The following is a 25,817-nucleotide window of genomic DNA, read 5'->3' on the forward strand; positions in this document are numbered from 1 at the left end:
TTGCACCCGCCAGTGCTTGCTGGTTCACTTGGCCAAACGAAAGGCAGCCCCCCATGAGCAAGATCGTCATTCTGACCGGTGCAGGCATATCCGCCGAAAGCGGTATCGAAACCTTCCGTGCCGAAGATGGTCTTTGGGCGCAGCACCGGGTCGAAGATGTGGCCACCCCTGAAGGTTTTGCCCGCAACCCCGAACTGGTGGTCAGCTTCTACAACGCCCGGCGCAAGCAAGCCGCGGAGGTGTCGCCCAATGCGGCCCACAAGGCACTCGCACGGCTTGAGCAGCTTTATGCAGGTCAGGTCATTGTGGTCACCCAGAATGTGGACGATCTGCATGAAAAAGGCGGGTCGCAAAACGTGATGCACATGCATGGCGCATTGAAATCAGCGCTATGTGCGGCCTGCGATCACCGCTGGCCCGCGCCGATGGTGATGGCACCGGGCGATATCTGCCCCAAATGCTCGGCCCCTGCCGCACGGCCGGATATCGTGTGGTTCGGCGAAATGCCCTATGAAATGGACGCGATCTTTGACCACTTGGCCGAGGCTGATATTTTCGCCGCCATCGGCACCTCTGGCAACGTTTATCCTGCGGCCGGTTTCGTCGCCGAAGCGCGTAGTAACGGGGCCCATACGATCGAACTTAACCTGGAGCGGTCAGCCGTCGGCAATCAGTTTGCAGAGCACCGTACCGGCCCTGCGACCCGCACCGTCACCGACTGGGTCGATGAACTGCTCGGGGCCAAAACGCCGACGCGGCCCGGCTTCAGGTAGTCCCGTCGCCGGACCGCCCAGCATCGCCTAGTTTGACATGTCGCCATGTTTGGCGTGGTTCTTCGGATCGTGACCGGAATGATCCATTGTGCCGTGGCCAGGCTTGCGGTCCTGATCGACGAGAACATCAATCTCAAACGGTCCGGCCTTTTCAAACTCCAGCGTCACTTTGATGATGTCACCTTGAACCAACGGCCTTTTCAACCCGAAGAGCATCAGGTGATCACCGCCCCGCTTGAATTCATGGGCCTCGTCTGACGCAATTGCCACGCCGCCTTCGATTTCGCCCATGCGCATCACGCCATTCGCATCCTCGGCATGTTGGTGAAGCTCGATTTTCTCAGCCACATCCGAAGAGGCACCGATCAGCCGGTCATCGTCCCCCGAGTGGTTCATGACCATCATGAAGGCCGCACCGGATGTCGATTCGGCAGTTGAACTGCGGGCGTAAGCGTCGTGCACCATCATGCCTTGCGCTGCCAAAGGTGCGGCAGACAGCAGAAAAATCGCGCAGATCGCGCGGGTCAGAGAGGTAAGGTTCATTGGAATTTCCTGTAAATTGATAAGTGTCTGATGATTTGGGTCGTCAGACAGTTACAGGCGGTGCCCTTGGGCCGGGGCGCTCCAGCCGTTGGGGAATTGCATGCAAGACCGGTTTGGGCAGGACTTTTTCAAAGGTAATCATCCGCTCTGGCGCATCGAGCGGGGGCATCATGTCGTCGAAAGCGACGTTCAATGCCGAATCGGGGCAAATATGCGGCGCGCTGGTCGGTTTGCCCTGAGCGTCGAAATATATCGCCACGGGGCCAGAGCCGGTGCACAGCACCATATGCCCCGTCGCAGCCGATGCCCCCCGCGCGACCGCCATGCTTTGCCCCGTCAGGGCCAGCATCAGGACAAGTGCAATCGCAATGAAGGAACGGAACGTCATGACAGGCTGCCTAAACCGTCCATCGCAAAGCTGCGAGAGGTTAAAACGCCGCAACCCCAGCCAAAGGGCCGGGGTTGCAAAATTCGCGTCAGAAAGGACAGCTTAGGAAAGTGCGTCAGCAGTCGTGGTTGCAGACTTTGCAATCGCTTTCTTAACCTTCAGGGCGTTACCGGACAGTTCAGTGTCCTTTGCTTTGGCCATGAATTTGTCCAGACCACCACGGTGGTCGACAGTGCGCAAAGCAGCCGCAGAAATGCGGAACTTGAAGCTGCGGCCCAGCGATTCAGACTGCAGGGTCACATCGTTCAAGTTAGGCAAAAACCGGCGACGGGTGCGGTTCTTGGCGTGGCTTACGTTGTTGCCCGTCATCGGGCCTTTTCCGGTCAATTCGCAAACACGCGACATGGGTTAATCCTTTTGCTGCGGGGCGGTGACGGCGATCCGACATAACACCCAAACGGGCTGCTTTTCGGCAACCCTGAAATTCGTCTGCTGGCTTTAGGCGGAATCACTGACGGGGTCAACCCAAGCCTGCGTGACAAAATGCGCTTTTCCTTTTGCATCCGCGCAAAAGATTTGCCATCTGTGATCCATGCATATTCAGACACGCGCCCTTCTTGTACATCTTTTTACTGCAACGGGCGCGATTTTCGCCATGCTTGCCATGCTCGCTGCGGTCGATGGCGAATGGGATCTGATGTTCCTGTGGCTGGTCGTCGCGTTCTTTGTCGATGGGATCGACGGCCCGCTGGCGCGTAAATACGACGTAAAGGTCAATGCGCCGCAGTTCGATGGCGTCCTTCTGGACCTGATCATCGATTACCTGACATATGTGTTCATCCCCGCCTTTGCGCTGTTCAAATCCGGCCTGATGGACGGGTGGAGCGGCTGGGTGATGATCATCATCATCACCTTCGCCAGCGCGATGTATTTTTGCGATACCCGCATGAAAACCAAAGACAATTCATTCTGGGGCTTTCCCGGATGCTGGAATATGCTGGTGTTGGTCCTGTTTGCGCTCAGCCCGCCTTGGTGGGTGTCGCTGATGCTTGTGACCTTCCTTGCCGGGACGATGTTTGCACCGCTGAAGTTCGTCCACCCCGTGCGAACGGAACGCTGGCGGTCCGTGACCTTGCCCATGGCCCTGGCCTGGACGTTTTTTGCGGGATGGGCCGCGTGGGTCGATTTTCACCCCGAAAGCTGGGCGCACTGGGGATTGATAATCACCAGCCTGTATCTGACTTTCGCAGGCGTCGCCCAGCAGTTCCTGTACGAGCGGAATTTGTAGGGCGGGTGGATAAACCACGCCCCTCTTGAGTTCACATCAGATCCGTCAAATCAAAAGCGCCGCAGCCCCTTCGTGGCGCAACAAGGCAATCTTTGTCTCGATTCCCCCTGCCCCCGAATAGCCTGTCAGCCCTTTGGCCCCCATCACGCGGTGGCACGGGATGATAACGGGAATCGGATTTTGACCGCAGGCCTGCCCCACCACCTGTGCGGGGATGCCAAGCTTTTTGGCAATATCCCCGTAAGTGCAGGTCTCGCCGAATGGAATTGCCGAGATCTCGGCGCACACGGCTCGCAGGACGTCACTGCCCGCAACATAAAGCGGCAGGTCGAACTGCGTCAGCTGGCTCGCATCAAAGGCGCGCAGCTGGTCGGCCGCACGATCCAGTAAATCACTCCGGCCTTCCGTGTCAGCAGATCCCCAGGACAGGCGCGTAATCGCGCCTGTCTGTTCCGTCAAACTCAGCGTGCCGAACTGCGTCACGACCGAGCAGTGCTTCATGCCTCAGCGCTGCGCGAAACGCGCCCCACCTTACGACACGGCCGCGTCACAGCGACCACATACGCCAGCGTGGCTGTGCGTGCCAACATCGGGCAATACCTTCCAACAGCGGGCACATTTCTCGCCTGCTGCCTTCTCGAACACCACGGCAACGCCTTCGGTCTCTGGCATGCGGAACGCTTCGGCTGGGGCCTCATCGTCTGAAATGGCGATCTGCGACGTGATGCACACATCCTCGAACACCACGCTCTCCAAGGCCGCGCGCTGCGCATCATCGGCGACATAAACGATCGGGGCCGCCTCAAGCGACGCACCGATCACCTTCTCGACGCGCTGCACCTCGAGGGCCGAGGTGACGACACGCCGCGCGGCACGGACCTTGGCCCATTTCGCGGCCAGACCAGAATCGAGCCAGTCTGCGGGAGTCGCCGGAATGTCGGTCAAGTGAACCGAGCTTTCCTCTCCCGGGAACCTCTCGAGCCAGACCTCTTCCATGGTGAACACCAGAACGGGTGCCAGCCAAGTGGTCAGGCGGTGGAACAGGATATCCAGCACGGTGCGCGCTGCACGACGGCGCAGCGTGTCGCCATCGCAATACAGCGCATCCTTGCGCACATCGAAATAGAACGCCGACAGATCGACCGTGGCAAAGGTAAAGACCGCCTGGAAAACGCCTTGGAAATCGAACTTGGCATACCCGTCGCGGACCTGCGCGTCCAACTCGGCCACCCGGTGCAGCACCCAGCGTTCAAGCTCGGGCATATCGGCAGGGGCTGTCCGGTCGCTTTCCTCGAAATCGCTCAGGGCACCCAGCATATAGCGCATGGTATTCCGCAACCGGCGATAGCTGTCGGCCACACCCTTCAGAATCTCGGGCCCGATGCGCTGGTCAGCGGTATAGTCGGTTTGTGCCACCCACAGCCGCAGAATATCAGCGCCATATTGCTGCACGATCTTTTCCGGCACGATGGTGTTACCGATGGATTTGGACATCTTCATGCCCTTTTCATCCAGCGTGAACCCGTGTGTGACCACATTGCGGTAAGGCGCATGGCCCGTGGTGCCGACCGATTGCAACAGCGACGAATGGAACCAGCCACGGTGCTGGTCCGTACCTTCCATATATACGTCGGCAATGCCGTCCTTGGTCCCGTCGGGCCGGTCGCGCAAAACAAAGGCATGGGTCGATCCGGAATCGAACCATACGTCCAGAATATCGAACACCTGATTGTAGTCATCCGGGTTCACGATCCCGCCAAGGAACCGTTCCTTTGCGCCATCCTCGTACCAGACATCCGCGCCATCCGCCTCGAAGGCGTCAACGATGCGCTGGTTTACATCCGGGTTGCGCAGCAGGAAATCAGCGTCGGTTGGCAAGGCCCCTTTCTTGGTGAAACAGGTCAGCGGCACACCCCAGGCGCGTTGACGCGACAACACCCAATCCGGCCGCGCCTCCATCATCGAATAAAGACGGTTGCGGCCCTTCTTGGGGACCCAGTTGACGTTATCGATTTCGGTCAGGGCGCGTTCGCGGATCGTCTTGCCGTGCATGTCCAGACCATCACCGACAGGCTTGTCGATGGCCGCAAACCATTGCGCCGTATTGCGGTAGATCACCGGCGCTTTCGAACGCCAGGAATGCGGGTAGCTGTGCTTGATCTTGCCGCGCGCCAGCAAACCGCCAACTTCGACCAGCTTGTTGATCACGGCGGTGTTCGCATCACCTTCCTTGCCATTTGGCTTCAGAATCGCCTTACCGCCAAAGAACGGCAGATCCGCGCGGAAAGAGCCGTCTTCGACCACGTTATAGGTGATCACCTGCTCCAGCATGCCCAGACTGCGGTACAGTTCGTATTCCTCAAGGCCGTGGGACGGCGCACAATGTACGAAACCAGTGCCTTCGGTATCGGTCACGAAATCAGCAGCGCGGAAATCGCGGATGTCGTCCCATTCGCCATTGCCCCCTTCGGCCCCGGCAAGCGGATGCTGAAGCGCAATACCCGCAAGTTCGTCATTCGTGACATCCCGCACCCGGCGGTACATGCCATCTTCCAGACGTGCGCGCGTCATGACGTCACCCGCCAGATTATCCGCAAGCAGATAACGATCACCTACGTTGACCCAAGATTCCTCCGGGGTCTCGACGACCTCATACAGACCATATGAAATCGCCTCGCCATAGACGACCGCCTTGTTGCTTGGCATGGTCCAGGGCGTCGTGGTCCAGATCACCACCTGCGCGCCATCCAACGCGGCATCGCCCGTGCCGACAACCTTGAACTTCACCCAGATGGTAAAGCTTTCCTTGTCGTGATACTCGACCTCGGCCTCGGCCAGCGCGGTCTTTTCAACCGGCGACCACATCACCGGCTTGGACCCCTGATAAAGCGTGCCGTTCATCAGGAACTTCATGAATTCTTCGGCGATCACACGCTCGGCGTGGAAATCCATCGTCAGATACGGATCAGCCCAATTTCCCGTGATGCCAAGACGCTTGAATTCCTCGCGCTGCACGTCGACCCAGCCTGCGGCGAACTTGCGGCACTCGGCACGGAAATCGTTGATCGGCACGTCGTCCTTGTTGCGGCCCTTGTTGCGGTACTGCTCTTCGATCTTCCATTCAATCGGCAGACCGTGGCAATCCCAGCCCGGGATATAGCGCGCATCAAAGCCCATCATCTGATGGCTCCGTACGATCATGTCCTTGATCGTCTTGTTCAACGCGTGGCCGATATGCAGATGCCCGTTGGCATAGGGGGGACCATCATGAAGCGTGAAAGGCGTCCGGCCTTCCTTTTCGCGCAACCGGTCATAGACCCCGATCTTCTCCCACCGCTCAAGCCACTCAGGCTCGCGCTTGGGCAGGCCTGCGCGCATCGGAAAATCGGTCTTGGGCAGATTCAGCGTGGATTTATAGTCGGGCATCTCGGGGGTGTCGGCGCACATGGCGGGCGTCCTTTGGCAAACGGATATGGGAAGGGATGGTCAACTGCGGTGCGAAAGTCTCGAACACCTGAGGCCCGGCGTCTCGTCAAATCAGAGCGCCGGGAAAATAATTCGAATAATGATCACGGATATCCGGTTCATGCGCGCCTTATAAGCCCCGCCACCGCAACCGACAAGCCCCATCGCCCGTCCCTTCTCTGGCTCTTAAATATCCCGGGGGTTTGGGGCAGCGCCCCAATCAGGCGGCCTTACTCCCCTGCCTGCGATCCCTTCCCGAACAATCCCGACAACGCCCGCTTGATGATGCTGCGCACCTTCGGCCTGCGGCCTTCGGAAAACGGCATCGGACGACAGACCTCCATGGCCGCCACACCGACCCGCGCCGTCAGGGCTCCGTTCACCAGCCCTTCGCCGAACCGCCGTGACAACCGCGCCAGAACGGTACCGCCCAGAATTGGCTCAAGCATATCATCGCCTACGGCCACCGCCCCCGTCGCCACCAGATGCGACAGCACCACTCGCGTCAGCCGCCATGACCCAAAGAACCCCGACCGACCTCCGTAGATCTCTGCCACTCTGCGGATCATCCGCAGATTGCTGGTCAAGGCCGCTGCAACATCCGCCAGCGCCAGTGGCACCAGCGCGGTCACCGTCGCCACCTGCCGCGCGGCAGCTTCGACCTCGCGGCTGGCGGCGATGTCCAGCGGCCCCAGCAACTCGGCCTCGGCCAGGGCCAAAAGCGCCCCGGCGTCCAACTGATCGCCGCGCAACTCGGCCAGACGGTCGCGCCCCCAGCGGGTGTCTTCGCGGCCCTTGTACAGACCGACAAGGCGATCGGTGACCGAACGCGCGGCCTCCAGATCATCCTGCGCCCGTGCTTCGGCCACATCGTGGTGCAGCCCGTCCAGCCGCGCCAGACGGCTGAAGGCCGCCAGTTCCCGCAGTGAAATCAACGCCAGCACCAACAACAAGGCACCGATCAGGATGCTCATGGCAAGGCCGATCAGCGGATAGCTGGCCATTAGCCCCGTGATAAAATTCCACGCCGCAATCGACACCAGCGCCCCGATCAACGCCGTCAGCAGCCACCAGAACAGCCAGACCAGCTTTGACGGCTTGCGTGCTGCCAGCCGGGCCGCAATCTGCATCGCCTGGCCTTGCGCGGCTGCCATGCCGACATCGGGCACGGGCGGCGCGTCCGATACGGAGGGGCGCGGCGTCGCGTCTTCTTCGAGATCAAATAATATCGGACCCTTGGCCATCACGTCGTCCCTTTTTTCCATTCGAACCGGATATCGGGCAGCCCGAAATCATTGCCCGTCCCGTCGCTGCGGGCGACCTCGACAAAGCCTGCCTTGCGATAAAACCGCGCGGCACGGACATTGGCCTGAAAGCTCCAGAGCCCCAGTTCATCGCGCCCCGCCTTCGCCCCGTCGACCAAGCGCCGTGCGACGCCTTTTCCCTGAACCGAAGGGCACAGGTAAAGCCCGTGAATCTCTCCGCCCCGCAGGGCAATAAAGCCCAGAACCTGCTGGTCCAAACGCGCCACCCGCACCCAGCCTGCGTCGATCATGTCGCCAAGCGTGCCGATTTCCTCAGCACCGCTATAGACCCGCGGCAACCAGTCCAGCTGCGCGTTCGCCTGCCCCATAACATCGGCCAATACACGTGCATCCAAAACGCGCGCGTCGCCGATCCTGACACCGCTCAAGGTCACAGACGATCCCCGATCAAAAACTCGGCCGCCTTGTCCAGACGGATATGCGGTGGCCCATCCCCGGGGCGCAGGTTCAGCCGCGCAGGTGCAAACCGCATGATCTTGTAGTCCTGATCCAGCCATTTCACGGCCCCCGCCCGTGCCGGGCTTAGCAGATGCGCAGGGTCCTTGGGCAGTTCACCGGGATAGAACGCCGCCTCCTTGCCAGTCTCAAGCAAGCTGCCGCGCACCACGTCCAGCGGTTCGCCGTTATGCGGCATGGTCGCCTCGGTCGTGGCGCGCAACGATGCCAGCGACATCGCAGAGGTGGCCGCACCCGCAAAGCGCGCGCGATCGCGGGCTTCACGGGTCAGGGCCTCCATGATGGCGGTCAGACTGGGGTGCTGGGAATGGTGCAGATGATCGGCCTTTGTCGCGGCGAACAGGATTTTCTCGACCCGCTTGCCACGCAGTATGTTCGTCAGAAACCCGTTGCGGCCGGGTTTGAAACTGCTCAGGATTTCGCTCATCGCGCCGCGCAGGTCTTCGACGGCACGGGGGCCCTGATTGATCGCGCCAAGGGCATCGACCAGCACCACCTGCCGGTCGATCTTGGCAAAATGGTCGCGGAAAAATGGCTGCACGACCTTGCGTTTATACGCTTCGAACCGCCGCGCCATTTCACGCAGCAGCGATCCGCGTGCCCCATCGCCACCGGGCAAGGGCGCAAACGTCAGCACAGGCGACCCCGCCAGATCACCGGGCAGCAAGAACCGCCCCGGCGTGCAATCGGAATAGCCATTCGCGCGCGCGGTCTGCAAGTAGCCGGCAAAGCTGGTGGCAAGGGTTTGCGCCGTGGGTTCATCCAGCGCGGCCGTGGGGTCCGTATCAGCGACCAGCGCCCGATAGCCTGCCGCCTCTTCGCGGTTCTCGATCCGCTTCAAGACTTGTGCAGACCATTCGGCATAATCGACATCCATCAACGCCAGATCCAGCAGCCATTCACCGGGGTAATCCACGATATCCAGATGAACGCTACGCGGCCCCTGAAACCCTGCCAGCAGCCCCTTGGGACGTACCCGCAGGGACAAGCGAAGCTCTGATATGGCGCGGGTGCTGTCGGGCCAGCGGGGCGTCGGCCCCGTCAATGCGGCAAGGTGGTTTTCGTACTCGAAGCGCGGGACAGTATCGTCGGGCTGGGGTTGCAGGAATGCGGCTTCGATCCGGCCCTCGGACGCGGCCAGCAGACCCGGCATGCGCCCCCGGTCCAGCAGGTTCGCCACAAGGGACGTGATAAACACCGTCTTGCCCGATCGCGCCAATCCGGTGACGCCCAAGCGGATCACGGGCTCAAAGAACACCTCCGACACGCCGTCCTGTACATTTTCCACCTGCCGCCAAATACCATCGGCAATTTTTGAAAGTACCAAAGCCCGCGCCCGCCCTAATCTTGTTGTTGTCTGTTCCTGCCGTCGAAAGTGAACATAAGCACGGGGTGCAGGGATTGCCAGAAGGCACGGCCCGCGCTAAGCCCGCGCCATGTACCGCTATGCCCTGAAAATTGAATATAACGGCGCGCCTTACGTGGGATGGCAACGCCAGATCGGCCTTGCGACCGTACAGGGCGTGATCGAAGACGCCTTGGCCAAGGTTGAACCCCGCGCCCACAAGATCGCCGCCGCCGGACGGACCGATGGCGGTGTGCATGCGTTGGGACAGGTTGCCCATTGCGACATGGAACGCGACTGGGACCCGTTCCGCCTGTCGGAAGCGTTGAACTTCCACATGAAGCCCAACCCTGTCGCGGTCGTGGATTGCGCCCCGGTCGGCCCGGAATTCCACGCGCGCTTTTCGGCACAGGAACGGCGGTACCAGTTTCGTATTCTGGTGCGCCGTGCACCTGCAACCCATCAGGCAGGGCTGGTCTGGCAGGTGAAAAAACCGCTTGATCTGGACGCGATGCGCGCGGGGGCCAGACATCTGATCGGGCAACATGATTTCACCACGTTCCGGTCGACGATCTGCCAGGCCGCGACGCCGGTCAAGACCGTTGACCGGATCGATATTTCCGCGGTCGAAACGCTTGGCGGGCTAGAGGTCCATCTGGACGTGCGCGCGCGGTCGTTCCTGCACAATCAGGTGCGCAGCTTTGTCGGCACCCTCGAAAGGGTCGGCGCGGGTTCTTTGACGCCCGATGACGTCAAGGTGATGCGCGATGCACGCGACCGTCAGGCCTGTGGCCCGGTATCCCCGCCGCATGGCCTGTATCTGGCGCATGTCGACTATCCGGTGGATCCTTTCGCGCGCTAGGTTTTCTGGACGCGGTTCCAATCGCCGTGATGGCGACCTTCTGCATCCACCCTCGCGAACCCATGTGCGCCAAAGAAATCACGCTGCGCCTGAATGAGGTCCGCCGTGCCGCGCCCCCGGCGGATCGTGTCATACCACGCCAGGGCCGCGCCAAGTGCCGGCACGGCGACACCTGCCATAACAGCTGCTGCTACGACGCGGCGCAGGGATGCGATTGAATCTTCCAGCATGTCCGAGATGGCAGGGGCAAGGACCAGTTCGTTCAGGGGAAGGTCACCCCGAAAGGCGGCCGCAAAATCGTCCAGCAAGGCAGAGCGGATGATGCAGCCAGCCCGCCAGATTTCCGAAATGCGCGCCATATCAAGCTGCCAGTCAAACTCTGCCGAGGCTGCGGAAAGGATACGAAAGCCCTGTGTGTGGCCAAGGATACGAGCGGCAAGCAGGGCGCGCTCAAGATCGGCCGGCTCCGGCAGATCGACATGCGCTGCCATTGCCGGCAATTGCGGCTCTGCGGCCACGCGTGTTCCCTTTTCGCTGGACCACCCGCGTGCGCCCACTGCGGCCTCGATCGTGCTGGCTGATTGTCCCAGCTTCAACGCCTCGATCAGCGTCCAGCGGCCGGTGCCCTTCTGCCCCGCCTGATCCAGGATCATATCCACCAGAGGCTGTCCCGTCTCGGGGTCTATCGTCTGAAGCGCGGCGGCCGAAACCTCGATCAGGTACGAGCTAAGGGGGCCATCTTGCCAACGCTCAAAAAGCGCACCGATGTCCGGGGCCGACTGCCCGCCTGCATCGCGCAGCAGGCCATAAACCTCTGCGATCATTTGCATATCGGCGTATTCGATCCCGTTGTGCACAGTCTTGACGAAATGCCCCGCGCCATCTGGCCCCAGATGCGCGACGCAGGGATCGCCATCGAACTTGGCAGCAATGGCCTGGACCATAGGGCGCAGTTGGTCCCAGCTGTGGGCCGTGCCGCCGACCATCATCGATGGACCATGGCGCGCCCCTTCGGCACCGCCGGAAACGCCCATGCCGACGAAATGCCGCCCCGTGCCCTTGAACGCGGCGGACCTGCGGCGGGTGTCGTTGAAATCCGCGTTGCCCCCGTCAATGATCGTGTCCCCGTCGTCCAACAGCGGCAGGATCGCGTCGATCATCGCATCCATCGGCGCGCCCGAGGGGATCATGAACAGGATGCTGCGCGGGCGGGCAATGGCCGCGACGAACTCCGTCAGGGTCTGCGCTCCGGTCAGATGCGGCGCAAGGGGGCCGGCCTCCTGAAGAAAGGGGGCGATCCAATCCGTTTCCTTGTTGCTGACCGCAACCTTGAAGCCGTGATCGGCAAGGTTCAGCGCCAGCGCGCTACCCATCGTGCCAAGGCCGTAAACTCCGATATCAGCGTCGCCGTATCGTTCTGCCATTCTGCCTGTCCCCTCATGGTTGGGAAAAGATTGGTGATCCAAACTGCCGCCCACAAGGGGGAAATTGGTAAGGAATTGATTTTAGTTATAAATTCGTTTACTAAGGAGGCATAAAAGCAAAAACAAGTATTCAGGCATTTGGTTTCAGAATGATGCACGCCTTCAAACGCGCCTGGTCGGATGTGATCCTTCCCCTTTGGCGACGCCCCAAAATGGTTCAGGTCGCAGCCCTGTGCTACCGTGAAACGGACTGCGGTAAAGAGGTCTTGTTGGTCACCAGCCGGGACACCGGTCGATGGATCGTGCCCAAAGGCTGGCCAATCGACGGGATGAACGGCGCGCAGGCCGCACTTCAGGAAGCGTGGGAAGAAGCTGGCGTTTCAAAGGCCGATATCGAAGCCGATCCCATCGGGTTTTATGACTATGACAAAGGGTTGAACGACGGGCTGTCCACGCCGGTGGTGGCACAGGTCTATCTGACCCGTGTGCGGCATATCAAGGATGCCTATCCAGAGGTTGGCCAGCGCAAGCGGCGTTGGTTCACCCCGCAAGAGGCCGCGCGGCTTGTTGCAGAGCCGGACCTTCGGGAAATATTGCTAGGCCTGTGATGGCGCGGCTTGTGGTCTGACTTGTCAAACCCAAACCGCTATGCCAACACCGCCGGATTCAACCGACCGGAGCCGCCATGACAGACGCACCCAAAGGCCAGCAGTGGAAAACGCTGGATACCGACCTGCACCGCATTTCACGCGTAGAACAAGCCGCCAGCTACGTCGGTCGGCCCATGGTTGGTCTGGGCATCGCATTGGCCTTTATCGTCATGGCCGCTTTGGCTGCTGCCGTTTTCCTGGGGCATGCCCCTTCGAATTTCGTGGTGATCGCTGCTGCCGCCTTCGGTGCCTATATGGCCGTCAATATCGGGGCGAATGACGTCGCCAACAACATGGGCCCCGCGGTCGGGGCCAAGGCGCTCAGCATGGGCTGGGCGATTGTGATTGCCGCCGTTTGCGAAAGTGCCGGCGCGTTGCTGGCGGGCGGGGACGTGGTATCGACCATCGCCAAGGGCATCATCGACCCCGCTTCGGTTGCCGATACCAGGATTTTCATCTGGGCCATGATGGCGGCGCTCATATCGTCGGCTCTTTGGGTGAACCTGGCCACGTGGGTGGGCGCGCCGGTCTCGACCACGCATTCGGTTGTCGGCGGCGTCATGGGGGCCGGTATCGCGGCGGCCGGCATGGCGGCGGTCAACTGGACATCGATGGGGATGATCGCCGCAAGCTGGATCATCTCGCCTGCCTTGGGCGGCTTGATCGCGGCGCTTTTCCTGGCCCTCATCAAAGCCAAAATTCTGTATCAAGATGACAAGATCGCGGCCGCGCGTCGCTGGGTGCCGATATTGATCGGCGTCATGGCGGGTGTCTTTGCGACCTATCTCGCGCTCAAGGGGCTGGGCAAGGTTATCGACATCGACATGGGCCGCGCCCTCTTGGTGGGCTTGGGGTCAGGCGCTTTGGCCTATGCCGCATCGCGCCCCTATGTCGTTCGCACATCCGAGGGGATGGAGAACCGCAACAAATCCGTCAAACTTCTATTCGCCCTGCCCCTGATCTTTTCCGCAGCACTGCTGAGCTTTGCCCATGGGGCCAACGATGTGGCCAATGCGGTCGGGCCTCTGGCCGCGATTGTGCACGCCACCGAATTTGGCGGGGTCGAGGCCAAGGTATCGATCCCCATGTGGGTGATGGTGATCGGGGCTTTTGGCATTTCGTTCGGGTTGTTCCTGTTTGGTCCCAAACTGATCCGGATGGTGGGCAGCCAGATCACCAAGCTGAACCCGATGCGCGCCTATTGCGTGGCACTGTCAGCTGCGATCACGGTCATCGTCGCGTCGTGGCTGGGCCTGCCTGTCAGTTCGACGCATATCGCCGTGGGTGGCGTGTTCGGCGTCGGGTTCTACCGCGAATGGCATATGGAACGTCGCCTGCGCCGCCCCGGTGCCATCGTGGGTCGTGTGAACAAGATTGCCGTCGAAGAACGGCGCAGACGCAAGCTGGTGCGCCGGTCGCATTTCATGACGATCCTGGCAGCATGGGTGATCACGGTTCCTGCTGCGGCAACCATGTCGGCAGTGATTTACTGGGTTCTGACCAGTCTGGTCAGCTAAGGTCTGATGGCATCAGGTCAGGCAAACCCTGCCCTGCATCTCGGGCCTGCTTGATCCGCCGGGACACGCGGGTGCAAATCGGGGTGGGCACCGCCTTTTGCGCGCCCATGTCGATGATCGCCCCCTGAAGCGCATCAATCTCGGTCGCCTTCCCGGCTTCCAGATCATAAGACATCGACGTGCGCGCCGTCGGGTCAATCGTCAGCATCTTTGCCGCGACACGTGAGAACAGCGGCGTGGGCAAACGCAACACCCACGGGATAAGATCAGCGGGCAGCGGCGTGGTGGATGCAGGCGAAATGCCGTGCGCCTTCAATACCCGCAAGGCCTCGGCCATCTGCGCCGCCATAATGCAGCGCCACGGACGGCAAAGCAGTTGGGCCTGCAAGGTCAACCCGGACAGGGCATTCAACGCATTGTTCAGATTGATCAAAAGCTTGCCCCATTGGACCGCTTCAATCTGGCATGTTTCGGCAAACGCCAAATCAGGAGAGCCGAGATGCTTCCCGATATCCTTCGGCCCTGCTTCGATTACGATGCCACCGCTCGTGGCGCGATGATAGCAGCCAAGCGCCTTTGGGACGACATTGAATGGCACCATCCCTGCGCGCAGATCGAATTGCGGCAGATACTGGCGCAGGACCTGCACGGCCTCCATACCGTTCTGCAAACTCAGGATCGTGGCCGTCGGCGCAGCGTGGCTGGCAATGGCCTGGGCGACCGTCGCGGTATCGCCGGTCTTTACGCAAACCAGGATGATCCTGGCATCGGCCAAGCAGGTCGGGTCTTCTGAAAGGGTCACATCGGCAGCGCGTACAACACGGTCCAGCCCGTCAAAATCGGTCAGGCTCAGCCCGTGTGATCTGATATGGTCAAGGATGCGCGGGCGGCCCAAGAGGGTCACGGGATGGCCCCGCGCCGCCAGAAGCCCGCCCACAAAACAGCCTATCGCCCCTGCACCAGCAACGACGATCGGCTGATCCGGGTTCACTTGCCCAAGCACCAACGCATGACGGATTTCTGCGCATGAAGACGGTTCTCGGCCTCGTCAAAGATCACCGAATGCGGACCGTCCATGACCGAGCTTGTCACCTCGTCATCGCGGTGTGCGGGCAGACAGTGCATGAAAAGGGCGTCAGGCTTGGCCTTGGCCATCAACGCGTCATTCACCTGATAGCCGCGTAGCTGGTTATGACGCCGTTCGCGTGCAGATTGCGGGTCATGCATGGACACCCAAGTGTCGGTCACGACCAGATCCGCGCCTTCGACGGCCTTGTTCGGGTCCCGTTCGACCGTGTAAAGACCATTCAGCGCGGGTTCGGGATCAAGGGTCGGCGGACCGGTAAAGACCAGCTCGAAGTCAAAGCTTTTGGCCGCGTGGGCAAAACTGGCAAAGACGTTGTTGCCATCTCCGGACCAGACGACCTTCTTGCCTTTGATCGGACCGCTGTGTTCCTCGAAGGTCATGATATCGGCCATGATCTGGCACGGGTGCGTCCGGTTGGTCAGCCCGTTGATCACAGGAACAGAGGCGTATTCCGCCATCTCGAGAAGGGTGGCTTCTTCGAAGGTGCGGATCATGATCAGATCGACGTAGCGCGACAGAACGCGGGCGGTGTCGGCGATGGTCTCACCGTGGCCCAGCTGCATGTCAGCCCCCGACAGCACCATCGTCTGGCCACCCATCTGCCGCACGCCGACGTCGAAACTGACGCGGGTCCGGGTTGAGGGTTTTTCGAAAATCAGTGCGACCATGTGGTCTTTGAGCGGCTGTTCATCGTCGGGAGCCCCGCGGGGACGGCCCTGCCGGCTACTTTTCATGGCGGCGGCGCGGTCAATGATGTGCCGCAGGTCGGCGGGATCGGTTTGGTGGATATCGAGAAAATGGTTCATGAGAGATTCTTTTATTTCGAAAGGACGGGGGGCCAGCCCCCCCGAAACCCCCCGGAGTTTATTTGGCAAAATGAAGATCAGGCGGTTTCAAGGCTGCCTGCGGCTTGATCAAGGCGCGAGATCGCTTCAGCGATTTCTTCATCGGTGATGTTGAGAGGCGGCAGCAGACGGATCACATTATCTGCTGCGGGAACTGTGATGACTTCGTGCGCGTAGCCGGCGGAGACCACATCGCTGTTGGTGGCCTTGCATTTGAGACCGAGCATGAGCCCGCTGCCACGCACGCTTTCGAAGATGTCAGGGTGACCGGCAACGAGGCCTTCGAGCTTTTGGAGAATCAGCCCTGCCTTGCGGTTCACCTCGGCAAGGAAATCAGGTGCGCTGATGATATCGATCACCGCGTTGCCGACGGCACAGCCCAGGGGGTTGCCGCCATAGGTGGAGCCGTGGGTGCCGGCGGTCATGCCCGATGCGGCATCTTCGGTCGCGAGAACGGCCCCCAAGGGAAAACCGCCGCCAATGCCTTTGGCAACCATCATGATGTCCGGCGCGATGCCGGACCATTCGTGGGCAAAGAGCTTGCCGGTGCGGCCAACGCCACATTGCACTTCGTCCATGATCAGCAGGATGCCATTTTCATCGCACAGGTCGCGCAGGCCCTTGAGGCATTGATCGGGGACCGGACGAATGCCGCCTTCGCCCTGAACCGGTTCGATCAGGATTGCAGCGGTGGTATCGGTGATTGCCGCCCTGAGCGCGTCATGATCGCCAAAGTCCAGGTGGACGAAACCCGGCAAAAGCGGTCCGAAGCCTTTGGTCATCTTCTCGGACCCTGCTGCTGCGATCCCCGCGGAGGAGCGGCCATGGAAGGACCCCGAGAAGGTGATGATCTCGACCCGGTCGGGCTGGCCCTTGTCATAGAAATACTTGCGGGCCATTTTCACGGCCAGTTCGCAGGATTCAGTCCCTGAGTTGGTGAAGAACACTGTGTCCGCAAAGGTCAGCGCCACCAGTTTATCGGCCAGCGCCTGTTGTTGCGGGATCTGGTAAAGGTTCGAGGTATGCCACAGCTTGCCCGCCTGTTCGGTCAGGGCCGCCACGAGTGCCGGATTGGCGTGGCCCAGGGCATTCACGGCAATGCCCGCCCCCAGATCAAGGAAGCGTCGGCCGTCCTGTTCGATCAGCCAAGCGCCTTCGCCTTCGACGAAGCTGAGGGGCGCACGGGAATAGGTCGGCAGAACAGATGGGATCATCGGGATCATCCTTGATGGGTTGGCCGTATCAAAGCCACAAAAGGCCATGGGTTCGGCAGAGGGTCAATGGGATTTACGAAAGAGCGACGGATTATTGTCGCAAAAGATCATGCCACCCCCTGTCGGGGCAGCCAGCTGGGTCAGCCTTGGCGTCGTCGCAAGATATGGGGTGCGCAGTTGATCATGGGGTTTGCTTAATACGCCAATCTGGCTTTGCAAAGCAAAAACGCGCTGGAGTGTCTGAATTCAGGGCCTGATCTGCGAAGAGGATCTAATATGATATGGTTTTGACCGCCTGAATAGGGTTACAAGCCGCGCAAATACAGGATCGCGCCTTGCACCCAAGCTGTCAGTGATTAGTATAGGGACTTGAGATTTTCCAAGGCGGTCCGAATTGGGGCCGCTTTTTAGCTAAGGACGCCAAATGTCTTGGACCGATGACCGCGTAGAGATTTTGAAAAAGATGTGGGGTGAGGGCCAATCCGCCAGCCAGATCGCGAAAGAATTGGGCGGCGTGACGCGCAACGCCGTGATTGGCAAAGTGCATCGCCTGGGCTTGTCGAACCGTACTGCAACCGGTGCAGCGGCGGCCCCGGTCGCGCCAGCACCCGTTGCCCCCAAAGCCGAGGCCAAGCCGAAACCGGCACCAAAGCCGGAGCCCAAGGAAGAAGTAGAAGAGGTCGTGGCCGCACCTGCGCCCAAGCCGAACCTGCCAGCACGCGCAAAGATCATTCCAGCGGGCCAGCCGCTGCCCCCGCAGCCTTCGGCGAACGAGATCAGCCCCGAGGCGCTGGCCAAGGTGAGTGAGGTCGAGAAGAAATCCAAGAAGATTGGCCTGATGGACCTGACGGAACGGACCTGCAAATGGCCTGTCGGCGATCCGGCGACGGATGATTTCTGGTTCTGCGGTCTGCCTGTGCAACAAGGCAAACCCTATTGCGAGGCCCATGTCGGCGTCGCCTTCCAGCCCATGAGCGCACGGCGCGACCGCCGTCGGTAAACGCTCTTTGATAACCTCTTTCACGTCAGGCAGTGCCGACGTGGAAGAGGCATACTGACCCCATAAAATTGTTATCGTCTTTGCCGTCGGACACGCCTTAGCCGACGGCTGTTTTTCCACGCCGGTCATTGCGCAGCTGGGCATAGAGCACGTGAGTGCGCCAGCGTCCGTCGATCTGTAGATAGCTTTGCGCGACGCCCTCGTACTTGAAACCGGTTTTTTCCAGCAACCCCCGCGAGGCCGCATTTTCGGGCAAGCACGCAGCCTCTACCCGGCTAAGATCCAGACGCGTGAAGGCATGGTGCACCGTCGCCTCGATCGCTTCGCGCATATAGCCACGGCGCGCAAACTGCTCTCCGGTCCAATAGCCAAGCGTACCGGCCTGCGAGGGCCCCCGGCGGATGTTATCGAGCGTGATCGCCCCGATCAGAACATTATCTTTGCGCCGGATCAGGAACAATGGCAGCGCCGTCCCGCCGGATACCGACCGGTTGGCCCAATAGACGCGGTTGGTGAACGCCTTGCGCGACAGGTGATCCTTTGCCCAAGACGGTTCCCACGGGGTAAGGTATTCAATGCTTTCCGAGCGCAACGTTGCCCAAGACCGAAAATCGGCGTGGATCGGCGGACGCAGGGTCAACCGTTCCGTTTCAATCGCCAATTTTCGTTTGACCAAAAGCATCAGGCAGCGCGGCGTTCTTGCAATTCTGCCAAAGTGGGTGCGTTTTCGACCGGACCATAGAGCGCCAATGCAGCTGGTGCGGTGGCCGCCATGGTCTGCGCGAAATCACGGACATCGCCCGTCGTCACGGCATCAATCTGCGCAATGGTTTCTTCCAGCGGCGGGACACGATCCCAGATCTGGATCAGTCGCGCCAGGCGTTCGGCACGGTTTGAAGGGCTTTCCAGCCCCATCAACAGGCCAGCTTTCATCTGGGCACGCGCACGGGCGACTTCGGCAGGCGACATGTCGGATGCAGCGCGCTTCATCTCGTCAATCGTGATCCCCGCGAGTTCGGGCAATTGTTCGCCGCTGGTGCCCGCGTAGATCGTCATCATGCCGGTGTCCGCATAAGCACCTGCCTGTGCGAAAATCGTGTAGCACAGTCCCCGGTTTTCACGGACTTCCTGGAACAGGCGGCTGGACATGCCGCCGCCAAGGGCGGAGGCATAGATTTGCGCCACATAGATATCGTCGGCACGGTAGCCCGGCGATTCAAATCCAAGGGCGAAATGCGCCTGCTCAAGTGTTTTCACCTGGCGAAGCTCTCCGCCTGTGAACTTTGCGGCATCTACGTCAAACATGGGTTTTTTCGGCATATCACCGAACAACTGCTCAGCCAGACGCACGATTTCATCATGATCCACAGCCCCTGCCGCAGCCAGAATCATCTGGTCGGGGCCGTAGTGCTGGTCGATGAACCCCGACAGATCTTCGCGCGAAAACCTTGAGACAGCCTCGGACGGGCCAAGGATCGTGCGGCCAAGAGGCTGGTTCGGATAGGCTTCCTCTTGAAGCCAGTCGAAAATCACATCGTCCGGGGTATCCAGTGCCTGACCGATTTCCTGCAGGATGACCCCGCGTTCGACTTCGATCTCGTTGTTGTCCAGAACCGGATTGCGCAGGATATCTGCGATCACATCAAGGCCAAGCGACACGTCGTTTTCCAATACGCGTACATAATAGGCCGTCACCTCGCGCGAGGTATAGGCGTTGATATAGCCGCCCACGTCTTCAATGGCTTCGGCGATCTGCAACGATGTACGTTTGGCCGTGCCCTTGAACGCCATATGCTCCAGAAAATGGGCGATACCGTTTTGCTGCGGCGTCTCGTGGCGCGCGCCTGCGGTGACCCAAACGCCGATCGACGCCGAGGCCAAGCCAGGCATGTGTTCGGTGACAATGCGAAAGCCGTTGGACAGGCGGTGTTGCTGTAGGCTCACTGGGCGATGCCCCCTTTGATAATGTCTTTGAGCGCCTCAAGATCGTTGGGCACCCGTGTCAGGCGTTCGTCGCGGTCAAACAGATCGGCCATATGGTCTGGCAGCGGCGGGCGCACACCTGTGGCAGCTTCGACCGCGTCGGGGAATTTGGCGGGATGCGCGGTGGCCAGCGTGATCATCGGCGTCGCCGGGTCGCGCATCTCTTGGGCCACACGCACACCGATGGCCGAATGCGGACACAGCAATTCGCCTGTGGTCGCGTAAAATTCCTTGATCGTGGCCGAAGTTTCCTCTTCCGAGACCCGCCCCGATTTGTAGGTGTTTTGCAGATCACGCAGGGCATTGTCGCCCACGTCAAAACCACCGTCCGCCAGATCGTTCATCAACCCGTTGATCGCATCGCTGTCCTGACCATAGGCGAAATACAACGCGCGCTCGAAATTCGAACTGACCTGAATGTCCATCGACGGGCTGATAGACGCGTGGACCGCACCCTTGTGATAGGCACCGGTCGTAAGGCAGCGATGCAAGATGTCGTTCTGGTTTGTGGCGACCACCAGATCGGCAATCGGCAGTCCCATTTCGCGTGCGATATAGCCCGCGAAAATATCACCGAAGTTGCCGGTGGGAACGGTAAAGCTGACCTTGCGGTCCAGCGCACCCAAAGACAGGCCGGCAGTGAAGTAATACACCACCTGCGCCAGCACGCGGCCCCAGTTGATGCTGTTCACCCCCGCCAGCTTTACCCCGTCGCGGAAGGCATGATCGTTAAACATGTCCTTCAGGCGGGCCTGACAATCATCGAAATCGCCATCCAGCGCCAAGGCGTGAACATTCTTTTCTGCTGGCGTTGTCATCTGGCGGCGCTGAACGTCGGACACGCGGCCGTGAGGGAACAAGATAAAGACGTCGACGTTATCCAGCCCCCGGAATGCCTCGATCGCGGCGGAGCCTGTGTCGCCGGACGTCGCACCAACGATGGTCACCCGTTCGCCCTTGCGCGACAAAACGGCCTGAAACATGTGGCCGATTAACTGCATGGCAAAGTCTTTGAAGGCCAGCGTGGGACCGTGAAACAGCTCAAGCAGGAAATGTCCTTGATCCAGCTGGACCAACGGCGCGCGGACCGTATGGTTGAACCCCGCATACGCCTTTGCGATCAGGGCTTTGAATTCCGCGTCCGTGAATGTGTCGCCGATAAAAGGCTTCATCACTTTGAAAGCAACGTCCTCGTAAGACATCGTCGCCATTTCGGTCAGATCACCGCGACTAAGGGTCGGAATCTTTTCTGGGACATAAAGGCCGCCGTCACGGGCAAGCCCGGTCAGCAGTGCGTCTTCGAAATTCAGGACAGGGGCGGAACCACGGGTGGAAACGTAACGCATAAGAAAGGTCAGCTTTCGACTTTGGGTGCGCGGCGGCGCAGGAAGAAAAGGCTCATGCCTAGCCAGATGGCGGCAAGAGAGAACCAGGTGATGGCGTATTGCAAGTGGTCATTGGGAATACGCGCCGTATCGATGGGCAATGGGCTGATGTCAGCCGCAGCGGGGGTACTGCTGCGCGCGACCAGCAAAATGGGGAGGGTCTGCAACGCGTCAGCCATCGCAGGCACATCGCGGGCAAACCAGATATTTGCGGCCAGATCAGGCGCAGGGGTGAAACCGTCAGTCTCCTGCGGCCATTGCAGGTTGCCAATGATGGTCATCCGCCCAACGGCCCGCGATGTCGTTTTGGCGGTGGTCAGCGCAAAACCCCGGTCGACCATGATCTTGCGGCCATCTTCCAGCGTGAAGGGCGCAATAATCCGGTATCCTGCACCCAGATCCTTTTGCGACACAAGAATATGCAGTTCGCCATCCCCGATCACGCCGGTGGCAGAGACCGGAAGATAGGCATCGGATTCAGGCGCAACTTCATCCGGCAATGCAACCGGCTCTGCCACGATACGGGCGTTGATGTCGCTGATGATCGCCTCTTTCCACGCAAGACGCTGAATCTGCCAGACGCCCAGCGAGATCAGGATAGCTGCCCCGCCAAGACCGACGATCAGCAAGAATAGCGTGCGACGCATAAGGCTCTCTTGAGGTTGGTCACCCGTTCGGGCGGCTTGAATGCAGAGGCGCGCAAGGTTCCCCTCGCGCGCCCGTAGCTTTTAGTCATTCCAAGGCGGTTTGCAAGCCGCCGGGGCGTTTAGATGCCCCACATGTAGACGGCGAAGAACAGGAAGAGCCATACCACATCGACGAAGTGCCAGTACCAAGCCGCGGCTTCGAAACCAACGTGCTGTTCGGGCGTGAAATGCCCCTTTAGCGCGCGGATCAGGCAGACGGTCAGAAAGATCGTACCAATGATCACGTGAAAGCCGTGAAAGCCGGTTGCCATAAAGAAGCTGGAGAAGAATAGGTCGCCACCGAACTGCCAGTCATAATGGGCAATCAATTCGTAATATTCAAACGCCTGGAATGCGGTGAACATGAGGCCAAGACCGATCGCAAGCGCCAGTCCGGTGATCAGGTCTTTGCGGTTGTTTTCATGTACCAACGCATGGTGTGCCCATGTCACGGCACAGCCCGACAGCAGCAAGATCAGCGTGTTTATCAGGGGAAGGTGGAATGCGTCGACGGGGATGATGTCAGGCTGAACATACTCGGAGCCCGGAAAATCGCTCATCGGGTAAAGCGCTTCTTTGAAGAAGGTCCAGAACCACGCGACAAAGAACATCACTTCGGACATGATGAACAGGATGAAGCCATAGCGCAGCCCGATACGCACGACCGGCGTGTGATCGCCAATCTTGCTTTCGGCGACCACTTCGGACCACCAGCCAAACATGCAGTACAGAACCGCGATGAAACCGCCGAAGAAGACGAACGGTGTTACATCGTGCATCCAGAAAACGATACCCGCCAGCATGATGCTGCCAGCCAGCGAGCTAAGCAGGGGCCATGTCGAGGGCGCTAGAATGTGATAGTCGTGGTTTTTTTCATGGGCCATGATGGCGTCCCTCACCTTTTTCTTAATTCAGGTTTGTCTGGCTGTCCTGATCAAGGGCTGCGTATCCCTCGGGCAGGTCAATTTCATAGAACGTATAAGACAGTGTGATCGTATGTACAAACTTGCCATCACGGTCTGCTACAATTTCAGGGTCAACAAAGAAGCTGACCGGCATTTCAACGCGCTCGCCGGGGGCCAGCACTTGTTCAGTAAAGCAAAAGCATTCGATCTTTTCAAAGAATGCCCCTGCGGCGTAAGGCGTCACGTTATAGGCCGCTTGACCAGCAATCGGGTGGTCGGTCGGATTATAAGCCTCGTAAAAGGCCAGACCTGTTTCACCGATCCGGATTTCCATTTCGTTGACGACCGGTTTGAATTCCCAGCTCATGCCATCATTCAGGCTGCCGTCAAAACGAACTGTGACCGTCTGATCCAGAATTCCTTCGGAGTTTGCGGAAACCTGGCCCGGCGTGCCGCCAAAGCCGGTAACCCGGCAAAACCAATCGTAAAACGGCACGGATGCCCATGCCAGCCCCCCCATCAACACAACGACAGAGACCGTTTGCAGTACCGTCTTTGCAGGACCAGAGATCGCCATCAGCTGCTCTCCTGAGTTTGGACGGCACCACCAGGCAGGTCATTGAAGTCGATGTTGGTGATTTTCACATAGGTCAGTACCATCACCAGCAAGACGAACCCGCCAAGCATCAGACCAATGCCCAAGTTGCGCCCGCGACGACGGGTGTGAATTTCATGCTCTGCGCGGATGGTCATGACCAACCTCCAAATCCGTAGGGCCGAAGGGTTGCTTCGGCCAGAATCGCACCGAAGTGCAGGAAAAGGTACCAAAGCGACAAGCGGAAGAATTTGCGTTCAATCAGGAAGTTATCCGCTTCGCTATCATCTTCGTCACGTTTCCAGATGCGTATGGCACCAATCAGGAACAATACGTTCAGGACCACAGCAGCCGTCAGATAGATCGGGCCGCCAATCGACGTAAACCCGGTCCCGATCGCCAAAATGACCAACAAGACAGTATAGGCAAGGATATGGCGGCGCGTAGACCGGCGACCGTGTGTGACGGTCAGCATCGGAACCTTGGCATCGTCGTAGTCATTGCGCATGAACAAGGCCAATGCCCAGAAGTGTGGCGGTGTCCACATGAAGATCAGGGCGAACATCAACCATGCCTCGACAGAGAAACTGCCCGTTGCGATGATCCAGCCGATCACAGGGGGAAATGCACCAGCCGCACCACCGATCACGATGTTCTGCGGCGTCAGACGCTTGAGCCACATGCTGTAGAACACGGCGTAAAACAGAATGGTAAAGAGCAACATGCCAGCCGCCAGCAGGTTTGCCGCCAGCCCGAGCATCATAACAGACAGCCCTGAAAGCGCGACACCGATGGCGAGCGCTTCACCCGGCTGAACACGGCCGGACGGGATCGGACGATTTGCGGTGCGGCGCATGATGGCGTCGATATCCGCATCCCACCACATGTTCAGCGCGCCCGAGGCACCCGCCCCGATCGCGACAAACAGGATGGAGGCGAAGGCGACCACAGGATGCACCGACGTCGGCGCGGCCAACATGCCGACAAGCGCGGTAAAGACCACCAATTGCATCACGCGCGGCTTCAGCAGGGCAAAGTAATCGCCCAGTTGCGCCTCGTATTCGCCAGAATGTGTTGTGCTTGTGTCAGTCATACTCATACCGCCAGAATTGTGGATCGGGGCACGGAAAACGCGCCCCGACACTAGACGTTGTGTTTAGTTCGATGCCACGGTCAAAGGCTGTGGAATGCCCGCATACTCGGCCTTCGCCCGGCTCAACCACTCGGCATAGATTTCTTCCGAAACCACTTTGACGGTGATCGGCATGTACGCATGCGCGTTGCCACACAGCTCGGAACACTGACCAAAGTAGGTGCCTTCCTTCTCTGCCTTGAACCATGTCTCGGCCAGACGACCGGGAACCGCGTCCTGCTTGACGCCGAATGCAGGCATCGCCCAGGAATGGATCACGTCAGACCCGGTTACCTGCACGACGATCGTCTTGCCCACTGGAATGACAACGGCAGTATCGGTCGCGAGCAAGAATTGCTGCTCCGTATAGCCTGCGGCTTCCAACTGGGCGATCACTTCGGGTGTCTTGCGGTTTTCGCCGCCGACCGCAGGTGCGCCGATCATGTAGCTGTCAAAGCCGAAACCCTCGTCGACATAGTTATAGGACCAGTACCACTGGTTGCCCGTCGCCTTGATCGTCAGATCGGCCTGCGGAATCTCCTGCTGCCGGAACAGGATCGGCAACGAGTAGGCACCAATCAGGACCAGGATGAGAATCGGCACGATTGTCCATGCGATTTCAACCGGGGTGTGGTGCGTGAACGACGATGCCGTCGGGTTACGCTTTTTGTTGTAGCGGAAGCCCACCCAGAGAATCAGCGCCGTCACGAACAGGGTGATCAGGGTGATGATGACGAGGATCAGGTGATCCAGATCGTGGATATCCTGCGCCACGCGTGTCACGGCAGGTTGAAAACCCATTTTTCCGTCAACGGGTTCACCGATGATCTCTAGACCATCAATTCGAAGATTTTCCTGTGCCCACACGGGTACTGCGGAAAAAGCGGCCATGAGACCTGAAAGGGATAGAAGATGTTTCATATGTCGTCCTGATCTTGTGACCATTGAT

The 25,817-nt window shown here is 59.7% G+C and carries 27 protein-coding genes; 6 read left to right on the top strand and 21 right to left on the bottom strand.

Annotated elements, in window-relative coordinates; all coding sequences use genetic code 11:
• Positions 1-53: 53 nt before the first annotated feature.
• Positions 54-773 (top strand): NAD-dependent deacylase, encoded by a 720-nt coding sequence (locus RGAI101_RS09240; protein ID WP_008227333.1) that lies wholly within the window; start codon positions 54-56, stop codon positions 771-773.
• A 27-nt stretch (positions 774-800) separates the two neighbouring features.
• On the opposite strand, the gene RGAI101_RS09245 is transcribed toward RGAI101_RS09240, so the two are convergent.
• The 3 genes from RGAI101_RS09245 to rpmB form a co-directional block, all read right to left on the bottom strand.
• Positions 801-1,316: a copper chaperone PCu(A)C gene (locus RGAI101_RS09245; protein WP_008225481.1), complete on the bottom strand. Its 516-nt coding sequence runs from the start codon at positions 1,314-1,316 to the stop codon at positions 801-803.
• A 43-nt stretch (positions 1,317-1,359) separates the two neighbouring features.
• Positions 1,360-1,704, bottom strand: a complete 345-nt coding sequence (locus RGAI101_RS09250; protein WP_008225975.1) for a hypothetical protein — start codon at positions 1,702-1,704, stop codon at positions 1,360-1,362.
• A 102-nt stretch (positions 1,705-1,806) separates the two neighbouring features.
• On the bottom strand, positions 1,807-2,109 hold the full coding sequence (gene rpmB, locus RGAI101_RS09255) for a 50S ribosomal protein L28 (RefSeq protein WP_008226682.1): 303 nt from the start codon (positions 2,107-2,109) through the stop codon (positions 1,807-1,809).
• 187 nt (positions 2,110-2,296) lie between these two features.
• Here rpmB and RGAI101_RS09260 point away from each other — a divergent pair, with 187 nt between their 5' ends.
• Entirely contained in the window at positions 2,297-2,992 is a 696-nt protein-coding gene (locus RGAI101_RS09260; protein ID WP_008227936.1) for a CDP-alcohol phosphatidyltransferase family protein, read from the top strand.
• A 45-nt stretch (positions 2,993-3,037) separates the two neighbouring features.
• Here the strand turns inward: RGAI101_RS09260 and RGAI101_RS09265 are convergent, their stop codons facing one another.
• The 5 genes from RGAI101_RS09265 to RGAI101_RS09285 form a co-directional block, all read right to left on the bottom strand.
• Positions 3,038-3,493, bottom strand: coding sequence for a methylated-DNA--[protein]-cysteine S-methyltransferase (locus RGAI101_RS09265; protein WP_008225819.1), 456 nt, complete (start codon positions 3,491-3,493; stop codon positions 3,038-3,040).
• Between the two features lie 30 nt (positions 3,494-3,523).
• Entirely contained in the window at positions 3,524-6,439 is a 2,916-nt protein-coding gene (gene ileS / locus RGAI101_RS09270; protein WP_008229208.1) for an isoleucine--tRNA ligase, read from the bottom strand.
• Positions 6,440-6,687: 248 nt separating this feature from the next.
• Complete coding sequence (locus tag RGAI101_RS09275; protein WP_037227847.1) at positions 6,688-7,701, bottom strand: YcjF family protein; 1,014 nt, start codon at positions 7,699-7,701, stop codon at positions 6,688-6,690.
• Positions 7,701-8,156: a GNAT family N-acetyltransferase gene (locus tag RGAI101_RS09280; RefSeq protein ID WP_037227850.1), complete on the bottom strand. Its 456-nt coding sequence runs from the start codon at positions 8,154-8,156 to the stop codon at positions 7,701-7,703. Before RGAI101_RS09280 ends, RGAI101_RS09275 begins: the two co-directional genes overlap by 1 nt.
• Positions 8,153-9,565 carry a YcjX family protein gene (locus RGAI101_RS09285; RefSeq protein ID WP_008225338.1) on the bottom strand — a complete coding sequence of 471 codons (1,413 nt, stop codon included), beginning with the start codon at positions 9,563-9,565 and terminating at the stop codon, positions 8,153-8,155. Before RGAI101_RS09285 ends, RGAI101_RS09280 begins: the two co-directional genes overlap by 4 nt.
• Positions 9,566-9,674: 109 nt before the next feature.
• Between RGAI101_RS09285 and truA the strand changes: the two genes are divergently transcribed.
• Positions 9,675-10,445, top strand: coding sequence for a tRNA pseudouridine(38-40) synthase TruA (gene truA / locus RGAI101_RS09290; protein ID WP_008228070.1), 771 nt, complete (start codon positions 9,675-9,677; stop codon positions 10,443-10,445).
• Here the strand turns inward: truA and gndA are convergent.
• Positions 10,442-11,869 (bottom strand): NADP-dependent phosphogluconate dehydrogenase, encoded by a 1,428-nt coding sequence (gndA, locus tag RGAI101_RS09295; RefSeq protein WP_008228044.1) that lies wholly within the window; start codon positions 11,867-11,869, stop codon positions 10,442-10,444. The two genes, truA and gndA, sit on opposite strands and share 4 nt — an antisense overlap.
• A gap of 149 nt (positions 11,870-12,018) precedes the next feature.
• Between gndA and RGAI101_RS09300 the strand changes: the two genes are divergently transcribed.
• Together RGAI101_RS09300 and RGAI101_RS09305 are read left to right on the top strand one after the other, a co-directional pair.
• On the top strand, positions 12,019-12,477 hold the full coding sequence (locus RGAI101_RS09300; RefSeq protein WP_008227127.1) for an NUDIX hydrolase: 459 nt from the start codon (positions 12,019-12,021) through the stop codon (positions 12,475-12,477).
• A 77-nt stretch (positions 12,478-12,554) separates the two neighbouring features.
• Positions 12,555-14,036, top strand: coding sequence for an inorganic phosphate transporter (locus RGAI101_RS09305; protein WP_008228210.1), 1,482 nt, complete (start codon positions 12,555-12,557; stop codon positions 14,034-14,036).
• Here RGAI101_RS09305 and RGAI101_RS09310 read toward each other — a convergent pair.
• The 3 genes from RGAI101_RS09310 to RGAI101_RS09320 all read right to left on the bottom strand — a co-directional run bounded on the left by RGAI101_RS09310 (position 14,029) and on the right by RGAI101_RS09320 (position 17,182).
• On the bottom strand, positions 14,029-15,027 hold the full coding sequence (locus RGAI101_RS09310) for a 2-dehydropantoate 2-reductase (RefSeq protein WP_008225457.1): 999 nt from the start codon (positions 15,025-15,027) through the stop codon (positions 14,029-14,031). The genes RGAI101_RS09305 and RGAI101_RS09310 overlap by 8 nt on opposite strands.
• Positions 15,024-15,929, bottom strand: a complete 906-nt coding sequence (gene argF, locus RGAI101_RS09315) for an ornithine carbamoyltransferase (protein ID WP_008225433.1) — start codon at positions 15,927-15,929, stop codon at positions 15,024-15,026. The genes RGAI101_RS09310 and argF overlap by 4 nt, the downstream gene beginning before the upstream one ends.
• A 77-nt stretch (positions 15,930-16,006) precedes the next feature.
• Positions 16,007-17,182 carry an aspartate aminotransferase family protein gene (locus tag RGAI101_RS09320; RefSeq protein WP_037227852.1) on the bottom strand — a complete coding sequence of 392 codons (1,176 nt, stop codon included), beginning with the start codon at positions 17,180-17,182 and terminating at the stop codon, positions 16,007-16,009.
• Positions 17,183-17,606: 424 nt separating this feature from the next.
• On the opposite strand from RGAI101_RS09320, the gene RGAI101_RS09325 reads away from it, so the two are divergent.
• Positions 17,607-18,182 (top strand): GcrA family cell cycle regulator, encoded by a 576-nt coding sequence (locus tag RGAI101_RS09325; RefSeq protein WP_008225698.1) that lies wholly within the window; start codon positions 17,607-17,609, stop codon positions 18,180-18,182.
• 97 nt (positions 18,183-18,279) lie between these two features.
• Here the strand turns inward: RGAI101_RS09325 and RGAI101_RS09330 are convergent, their stop codons facing one another.
• The 9 genes from RGAI101_RS09330 to coxB all read right to left on the bottom strand — a co-directional run bounded on the left by RGAI101_RS09330 (position 18,280) and on the right by coxB (position 25,789).
• Positions 18,280-18,864, bottom strand: a complete 585-nt coding sequence (locus RGAI101_RS09330) for a GNAT family N-acetyltransferase (RefSeq protein ID WP_008228526.1) — start codon at positions 18,862-18,864, stop codon at positions 18,280-18,282.
• On the bottom strand, positions 18,864-20,126 hold the full coding sequence (locus RGAI101_RS09335; RefSeq protein WP_008229327.1) for a M16 family metallopeptidase: 1,263 nt from the start codon (positions 20,124-20,126) through the stop codon (positions 18,864-18,866). Before RGAI101_RS09335 ends, RGAI101_RS09330 begins: the two co-directional genes overlap by 1 nt.
• Positions 20,123-21,511, bottom strand: a complete 1,389-nt coding sequence (gene thrC, locus RGAI101_RS09340; RefSeq protein ID WP_008225651.1) for a threonine synthase — start codon at positions 21,509-21,511, stop codon at positions 20,123-20,125. Before thrC ends, RGAI101_RS09335 begins: the two co-directional genes overlap by 4 nt.
• A gap of 8 nt (positions 21,512-21,519) precedes the next feature.
• Positions 21,520-22,197, bottom strand: a complete 678-nt coding sequence (locus RGAI101_RS09345) for an SURF1 family protein (protein WP_008228548.1) — start codon at positions 22,195-22,197, stop codon at positions 21,520-21,522.
• Positions 22,198-22,316: 119 nt separating this feature from the next.
• Entirely contained in the window at positions 22,317-23,120 is an 804-nt protein-coding gene (locus RGAI101_RS09350) for a cytochrome c oxidase subunit 3 (protein WP_008227607.1), read from the bottom strand.
• 22 nt (positions 23,121-23,142) lie between these two features.
• A complete protein-coding gene (locus RGAI101_RS09355) occupies positions 23,143-23,718 on the bottom strand; it encodes a cytochrome c oxidase assembly protein (protein WP_008225552.1) in 576 nt (191 codons plus the stop codon).
• Positions 23,718-23,894: a hypothetical protein gene (locus RGAI101_RS09360; protein WP_037227854.1), complete on the bottom strand. Its 177-nt coding sequence runs from the start codon at positions 23,892-23,894 to the stop codon at positions 23,718-23,720. The genes RGAI101_RS09355 and RGAI101_RS09360 overlap by 1 nt, the downstream gene beginning before the upstream one ends.
• Entirely contained in the window at positions 23,891-24,829 is a 939-nt protein-coding gene (gene cyoE / locus RGAI101_RS09365; RefSeq protein ID WP_037229341.1) for a heme o synthase, read from the bottom strand. The genes RGAI101_RS09360 and cyoE overlap by 4 nt, the downstream gene beginning before the upstream one ends.
• A 63-nt stretch (positions 24,830-24,892) precedes the next feature.
• A complete protein-coding gene (gene coxB / locus RGAI101_RS09370) occupies positions 24,893-25,789 on the bottom strand; it encodes a cytochrome c oxidase subunit II (RefSeq protein ID WP_037227856.1) in 897 nt (298 codons plus the stop codon).
• Between the last annotated feature and the right edge of the window lie 28 nt (positions 25,790-25,817).

Source organism: Roseobacter sp. GAI101 (assembly GCF_000156335.1).
Classification (GTDB): domain Bacteria; phylum Pseudomonadota; class Alphaproteobacteria; order Rhodobacterales; family Rhodobacteraceae; genus Sulfitobacter.

Excerpts from the sequence above, each read along its gene's own strand:
- RGAI101_RS09240 (WP_008227333.1), top strand. The coding sequence starts at position 54 with ATGAGCAAGATCGTCATTCTGACCGGTGCAGGCATATCCGCCGAAAGC.
- RGAI101_RS09245 (WP_008225481.1), bottom strand. The coding sequence starts at position 1,316 with ATGAACCTTACCTCTCTGACCCGCGCGATCTGCGCGATTTTTCTGCTG.
- RGAI101_RS09250 (WP_008225975.1), bottom strand. The coding sequence starts at position 1,704 with ATGACGTTCCGTTCCTTCATTGCGATTGCACTTGTCCTGATGCTGGCC.
- rpmB (WP_008226682.1), bottom strand. The coding sequence starts at position 2,109 with ATGTCGCGTGTTTGCGAATTGACCGGAAAAGGCCCGATGACGGGCAAC.
- RGAI101_RS09260 (WP_008227936.1), top strand. The coding sequence starts at position 2,297 with ATGCATATTCAGACACGCGCCCTTCTTGTACATCTTTTTACTGCAACG.
- RGAI101_RS09265 (WP_008225819.1), bottom strand. The coding sequence starts at position 3,493 with ATGAAGCACTGCTCGGTCGTGACGCAGTTCGGCACGCTGAGTTTGACG.
- ileS (WP_008229208.1), bottom strand. The coding sequence starts at position 6,439 with ATGTGCGCCGACACCCCCGAGATGCCCGACTATAAATCCACGCTGAAT.
- RGAI101_RS09275 (WP_037227847.1), bottom strand. The coding sequence starts at position 7,701 with ATGGCCAAGGGTCCGATATTATTTGATCTCGAAGAAGACGCGACGCCG.
- truA (WP_008228070.1), top strand. The coding sequence starts at position 9,675 with ATGTACCGCTATGCCCTGAAAATTGAATATAACGGCGCGCCTTACGTG.
- gndA (WP_008228044.1), bottom strand. The coding sequence starts at position 11,869 with ATGGCAGAACGATACGGCGACGCTGATATCGGAGTTTACGGCCTTGGC.
- RGAI101_RS09300 (WP_008227127.1), top strand. The coding sequence starts at position 12,019 with ATGATGCACGCCTTCAAACGCGCCTGGTCGGATGTGATCCTTCCCCTT.
- RGAI101_RS09305 (WP_008228210.1), top strand. The coding sequence starts at position 12,555 with ATGACAGACGCACCCAAAGGCCAGCAGTGGAAAACGCTGGATACCGAC.
- argF (WP_008225433.1), bottom strand. The coding sequence starts at position 15,929 with ATGAACCATTTTCTCGATATCCACCAAACCGATCCCGCCGACCTGCGG.
- RGAI101_RS09320 (WP_037227852.1), bottom strand. The coding sequence starts at position 17,182 with ATGATCCCATCTGTTCTGCCGACCTATTCCCGTGCGCCCCTCAGCTTC.
- RGAI101_RS09325 (WP_008225698.1), top strand. The coding sequence starts at position 17,607 with ATGTCTTGGACCGATGACCGCGTAGAGATTTTGAAAAAGATGTGGGGT.
- RGAI101_RS09330 (WP_008228526.1), bottom strand. The coding sequence starts at position 18,864 with ATGCTTTTGGTCAAACGAAAATTGGCGATTGAAACGGAACGGTTGACC.
- thrC (WP_008225651.1), bottom strand. The coding sequence starts at position 21,511 with ATGCGTTACGTTTCCACCCGTGGTTCCGCCCCTGTCCTGAATTTCGAA.
- RGAI101_RS09345 (WP_008228548.1), bottom strand. The coding sequence starts at position 22,197 with ATGCGTCGCACGCTATTCTTGCTGATCGTCGGTCTTGGCGGGGCAGCT.
- RGAI101_RS09350 (WP_008227607.1), bottom strand. The coding sequence starts at position 23,120 with ATGGCCCATGAAAAAAACCACGACTATCACATTCTAGCGCCCTCGACA.
- RGAI101_RS09355 (WP_008225552.1), bottom strand. The coding sequence starts at position 23,718 with ATGGCGATCTCTGGTCCTGCAAAGACGGTACTGCAAACGGTCTCTGTC.
- RGAI101_RS09360 (WP_037227854.1), bottom strand. The coding sequence starts at position 23,894 with ATGACCATCCGCGCAGAGCATGAAATTCACACCCGTCGTCGCGGGCGC.
- cyoE (WP_037229341.1), bottom strand. The coding sequence starts at position 24,829 with ATGACTGACACAAGCACAACACATTCTGGCGAATACGAGGCGCAACTG.
- coxB (WP_037227856.1), bottom strand. The coding sequence starts at position 25,789 with ATGAAACATCTTCTATCCCTTTCAGGTCTCATGGCCGCTTTTTCCGCA.